Origin of the sequence: Endozoicomonas sp. YOMI1 (genome assembly GCF_024606345.1) — a bacterium.
GTDB lineage: Bacteria > Pseudomonadota > Gammaproteobacteria > Pseudomonadales > Endozoicomonadaceae > Endozoicomonas.
The window spans coordinates 1-5842 of record NZ_JAHHPM010000302.1 but is presented as its reverse complement, the minus strand read 5'-3'; the positions used below and the strand labels follow the sequence as shown (position 1 = coordinate 5842).

General features: G+C 48.6%; 2 protein-coding genes. Both read right to left on the bottom strand.

Translation table 11 applies throughout. From position 1 onward, the window contains the following. Positions 1 to 2185, bottom strand: a 2185-nt coding sequence (locus tag KDK15_RS10700) for a hypothetical protein (RefSeq protein WP_257295349.1), incomplete at its 3' end; no start/stop codon positions are given. Between the two features lie 39 nt (positions 2186 to 2224). After that, positions 2225 to 5470, bottom strand: a complete 3246-nt coding sequence (locus KDK15_RS10695) for a hypothetical protein (RefSeq protein ID WP_257295348.1) — start codon at positions 5468 to 5470, stop codon at positions 2225 to 2227. Positions 5471 to 5842 lie beyond the last annotated feature (372 nt).

Genomic DNA, 5842 nt, shown 5'->3' with positions numbered 1-5842 from the left:
TATGCTCATCTTCAGCGACCGCATCGTGGTAGAGTTCGGCAATGGGCAGTAACTCTTGCAATTGTGGATACTTCAGCAGTAATTCCCGGAATGGCTTATGAAAGTCTGGCAAAACCTGATTATCCATGAGGAATTCGGTGGCCAGCTGTGTGCGCAGGGCGTGATCCAGTCCGTGCCATTTGCGGTAATAGGGTTGTATGCCCTTCGCCAGAATGGTTTGTGCCCTGTTGGGATGGGGAAACTGGTAATAATGTTGACCGACCACCCGGGTAATTGACCCATAGCGGCCATCAGGCAGGTATTCCATGCCCTCAAAGGTTGGCGGTGATGCCAGAAAATTCTCCAGCCAGTCGGGCTGGCATTCCCCTTGTTCCCTTCGCCGGACCACAACGGCAGGATTACAATAGTAATATTCCCCCAGAAAAATACTAAGCCATTGATCAATGGATCGATTGAGAGTCGCTGTACTCTTTAAATGCTCACGTAACTGCTCGTCACTGTATCGCCGGGTTGAAAATCCCTTTTCCAAAAATTCTTTTACTGCACGCCCATAAACCGGCTCATTGGTAAAAAAGTGATCATAAAACTCCACGCCAAGCAGTCCAGCAGCCTCCCGATGTAGCCCTGAACTATCCAGCTGCCGGTTGTTGAAATGATCGTGCAATGCTTTCCTCAGGATCAATACTCTATTTGCTATCAAATAATGTTTAGTAACGGGGCCGTCCCCATCATTGCAAAGAAGTTCCCACAGCACCTCGTGACGAATGGTATTGGCTTCATCGTCGGTCAACAGATTCGCCCTGAGAAAATGATTGGCAGATATTAATATTTCAAGATGATCTGCAAGCTGGGTTGACGTTTGATAATGGAGATAGATTCTTGCGCCGTAAGCGATCAGCAGGCAACACACCAGTGGATTACAGTGGATAGGTGTTGATTCCTTGTACCCTAATAAATAGGGAACAAACAATTTGTTATTTAATAACTCCCGACAGATGACCGCTTGTGCGGCAAAGGTGGGTTTAGCCTGCTCGAAAATGTAATCCCAGCTTTCGTTGTCGTGTATTTCGAAATCATAATATAACCAGGGAAAATGTTTATGAAACGGGGTCTGCTCAAGCAAAGCTTCCAATAATACCTTCGGTAAACCAACTTTACTTTTGACCCCGTCAGCCATGGCTGAAAGTTCACTTAAGAACGTTGCTGAATCATAGTTCTCGATCGCTGTCAGGATGGCTTTGATGTCGGTACCAAGTTCCTGGACGCTCGCTGATACCGTGCTGACCTGCTCCGGGATATTTTCCAGCAGCTGCAGAAATCGTTCACCACCGGACTGACTCAATAACTGGTAAAGCCTGAGTTCCTGACCAGTGAAGTTGCCATATTGGGAGAAGGCATGGATGTTGCCCTGCAGTATTAGTACTTGTGTACGGCTGAATTCCACCGGGGGGGACAACACGCCCTGGTGGCTGTTGTACAGGCACAGTTTTACCGGTTCACGGAACTCATCACCGGACGTGTTACCTTTATTTTGCTCAAGCGTCAGAATATTGCCCATGACTTCTTCAAGACGACGAAAAGAAAACTCCCTGGCAAAGTCCAGAAGATAGCCATAGTGCATGCTGTCAAAATTAATTTGACAGAGAATTTCCGGATATTTGCCTGCTCCTGCAATGAAACGTTCACACGGCTGGTGCAGTAAATAGCCATTCACACCAAGGTGCCCTGAGGTTAATGAAAAAGGTGATCCGCTAAACAGGGAATGCTTTCTGCGCTCCCTCTCGACTATTTTCTCTCCTAAAACCTCCCAACTGGTAATTTTCTTGGTGTTTATGAAGTTGCAACATGGTTCCCCCGAGGCATTCGAACCGATATCTTTTTTATAAGCCCAGAGCATTCGGCAGTCGGGCGCAGGTTTCAGAACCGTAATGACCTGGTCTGGCCTGGTTCCAAATTGATTCAGCCGCTTGGCTTCAACCGCGTATTGGGTACCAGGGTACAATAAACTCACAGGCCTGTATTGATCGCCTGAACCGGCAGCTTCTGATGCATTGACAACACGAACCATCATCCCACCAAACTGGCTATTAAATGCAGCAACAGGATCATATTTCTCTTTCTTGCGGCCTGCCAGTGGCTGAAATACTGACGAACCAATGCTTGCTTCCGTCTGAGGTATGGACATTATCAAGGGTCTCACTGAATTTAAATTCGTATGCGTCCGTTATTGCTGTTTTAGAGTGTCGTGTCTGATGCACCGTCTTTTGCGTGCGGGCACCATGCGGTAAAAGGAATACCCCTCATGCTTGGCACGTTTCACCCGAATCTCCCGCTCAGCCATTATCCGGGCACCTTTGCAGTCTGGCTTCTTGAACATAAACTCCAGATCAGATTGTGAGGGGGTACCAATGTCAGGCAGGATACCTTTGTGCTGCAGCCGAAACCTCTCTTTACCGAGTGCCTCTGAGGTGGCGTGAGATAGAAACTTTTCCAGGTCAGGATCATCGGCAGCAACAATAATCTTTTCCGACAGGGTCATCTCCGGTGATAAGGCAATCTGTCGCAGTTCCTGTTCATTGTGGAGTTTTTGATAGGCACCACCGAAACCGATTGTCGAGTTCCAGCAATCAGGTACCCCGGGATTCCCGGACCGTTTGGGATGCTCATCCCGGCAGATCTCGATGCCTGCTCTTTTTGCGATAACCAGCCGAACAAGATCGTCCAGGCTCTGGTGCATGCATTGATAAGGCTCAGCAGCCTGCTCAATCATCAATCGTCGCTGATGGTTGTCCACGACCAAGTGGTATTTATCTGAGAGTAGATTGGCCTTGTTATAGTGCCAGCCTCCGGTGATGCAGCCCAGATGGCGAAAACCCACCAGTGAAGCCTGGACAAGCAAGGTGAAATCGGGATTATCGACCACCGTCAGTAACTCAATCGCTTCCGGGTTGAAATAGTCATTATTCACAGGTTTCCCTGAACCCGGTGTCAGCCGGATCCCGGGAAAGTCATCCCTGGGTGGTATTACCCTGAGGATATCGACAATATCCCCGAATCGCAGTACCTGACGCAGTAATAACTCTTCTTCCGAGCATTGGTTATCGGATGTAAATGGTGCTGTGACCGATTGCATCTTATTGCTGTTTTTATTTCTCAGCGCACTGGCCACCAGGCTGATCAGCTGGTCGGGGTATTCATGCAACGTGGCCATATCACGCTGGAAAAGTTCAGCAGCCCGCAGTTCTTCAACATCTTTATACTCATCTTCAGCCACCGCATCGTGGTAGAGTTCGGCAATGGGCAGTAACTCCTGCAACGCGGGATGCTTGCGCAATAACTCCTCGAATGGCTTATGAAAGCACGGCAACACCCGGTCATCCAGGAGGAATTCGGTGGCCAGCTGTGTGCGCATGGCGTGATCCAGTCCGTGAAATTCGCGGTAATAGGGTTGTGGACCATTAGCCAGTATGATGGTTGCCCTGGTCGGATGGGGGTACTGGTAGTAATGCAGACCAACTTCCCTGATGGTGGCCCGATAGCGGCCAATACGCTGGATTTCATCGGGTAAGAAGGTTGGTGCGGATGTCAGCAATTCACTTAACCAGTCGTTGTGGCCGGACTCTTTGTTAACTGAATTAAAAACCGCTTGACTATTTACCACATGTGATAAGTCAGAGAGATAGATTGAGCCCTTTAATAAACTGTTTGAGGGCGTTGGTAACACTGACAGGTTCCGTAAATGCTCAAGCAGCCTGGCATCACTGTACCGTTGCGGTGACAAGCCTCTTTCCAGGTAGTCCCGCAGCATTTGCCCGTCCGCCTTTTTGTCCAGATAAAACTGGTTATATATCTCTGCACCGAGCAGTTCCCGGCACTGCTTGCTGACCCAATCGGCACCTCTGCTTTCGGGCTGACTGGCAAAAAAACTTTTCAGCCTGCATACCATGTCATCAAATTCAGACCGTACGGTGTCAACTGATGCCGATTTCCCAGTTCTATCTTCAGGGGGGATATACCAGGGATCGAACTGCCGGTAACAGAACATTGCCCACAGTATCTCATGGCAAATAATCCTGACTTCTTCACTGGTCAGCAGGTTCACCTGGCCGAAATACCTGGCGGCCATTAATATTTGCAGGGCAAACTTAAGGTGACCGCGAAAATGTTTCTCAATGTAAACTCTGGATCCATGGGCCACCAGCAAACAGGCCAGCAGAGGATTGTATAGGATCAAATGGAAGGGAGAGATCAGGATCGGGACAAAAAAATTATGTTTCAGTAACTCTCTGCAAATCACCTCCTGAATGCTAAAAGCCGATTTTATTTCCCGCAATCGAGTTCTGTCGACAGGCAATTCCTGAAGAGTAAATTTGTATTTATGCAGAAAAAACAAAGCTTCAGGAACCCTGAAAACATGACTATCCAGCAAATCTGTCATTAGCGATTCAGGCAAATTGATGTTATTTGACTTTGCTGCATCCAGGACTGCCTGAAAGACCGGTAACTGAATTGCGTCCAGTTGCTGGATGATGGTTGACAGGGTTTCCAGATCTACACAGTCGCGTAACCCGGCGACGGCTTTGACACTTTCCGGAATATTACCCAGTAACTTCAGGAACCGGTCACAGCCGGACTGAGCCAACAGGTTGAACAGTGAGCAACCCTGGCCAACGGCACTGGCATATTGAGCCAGCAGTTTGGCGTTAGCCATGATCGTCTCAATGTCATTGCGCCGCAGTTCCACCGGGGGGAACAGCTTGTTCCGGGCGCTGTCGTACACAGACAGTTTGACGGGCTGGGGAAACTCCTCGGCGTCACTGACATCACCTTCTTCTACATCGCCTCCCAGTTCCAGCACCAGTATACTTTTCATCATGTCAGCGATTCTGCCAAACGTTGCTTCTCTGGCAAAATCCAGAAGATAGCCGCTGTGCATCAAATCAAAATTAAGGTGGCAGATAACTTCGGGGAAGGTTTTGTCTTCGTTGTTAATTCTGGAACTCTGGTGAAGTAAATAGCCGCCCTTGCCCAAATGCCCGGAAGACGTAAGCTGAAAAATTGAGGTTTGCCTGTCTTTTATTTCCCGCAGTTTTGAATCAAGCGTTGCCCAATCAGTGATTTTTTTTATTGATCGTGTTCTCAAATGCGTGGATCTGGCCTCCTCACCCTGGCCATTGGACATAGCATCTCTTTTGAAGCTCCAGAGCATCTTAAATCTGTCAACTGGTTTTAGCATGGCCAATGCCCAGGGATATCCCTTCAATATCCTCTTATCACCGGGATCCTCCGAAACGGGATTGTTGCATTGGGGACCCAGCAAGGTAACCGGCCGATATTGCCAGCCCTGCCCCCTGGCTGTTTCAACATCAACTGCCCGAACCATTAATGCATTATCATTGAATAGATCGACAGGACCTCCAGTGGGGTAAGGGCTGGTGGCTAAGTGGAAATTATTTGAAGGTGGCATCATAACGTAATCTGAACTCTGGAATTGTCGTGCTGCACGGGTGTGAGGTTCCGCCTGGTTGAAACGAACTTATTTATGTCTAGGACAAAAAAAATACCGGAAGGTTCCCCAAAATCTGGTGGCTGCACCAGTGGAACCGGACCGAGTCTGTTAGCCTGGGCAGGTGCTATGCTTCTCGTTCCCACGCGGGGCATGGGAACGAGTGTGTGCTCTATGGGTATCAGTGCCTGGACGCTCCAGCAAGAGTCATTATCAATTGCATGGTGCGCTGTGCTCTGTAGCGTGCTCGATAAGTTCCTGCCCTCTTCAGTAATTGCCTCAAACCGCTCCTAAAAACTTGCTCAAACCTACTCAAAGTTATCTAAACCTGAGCAT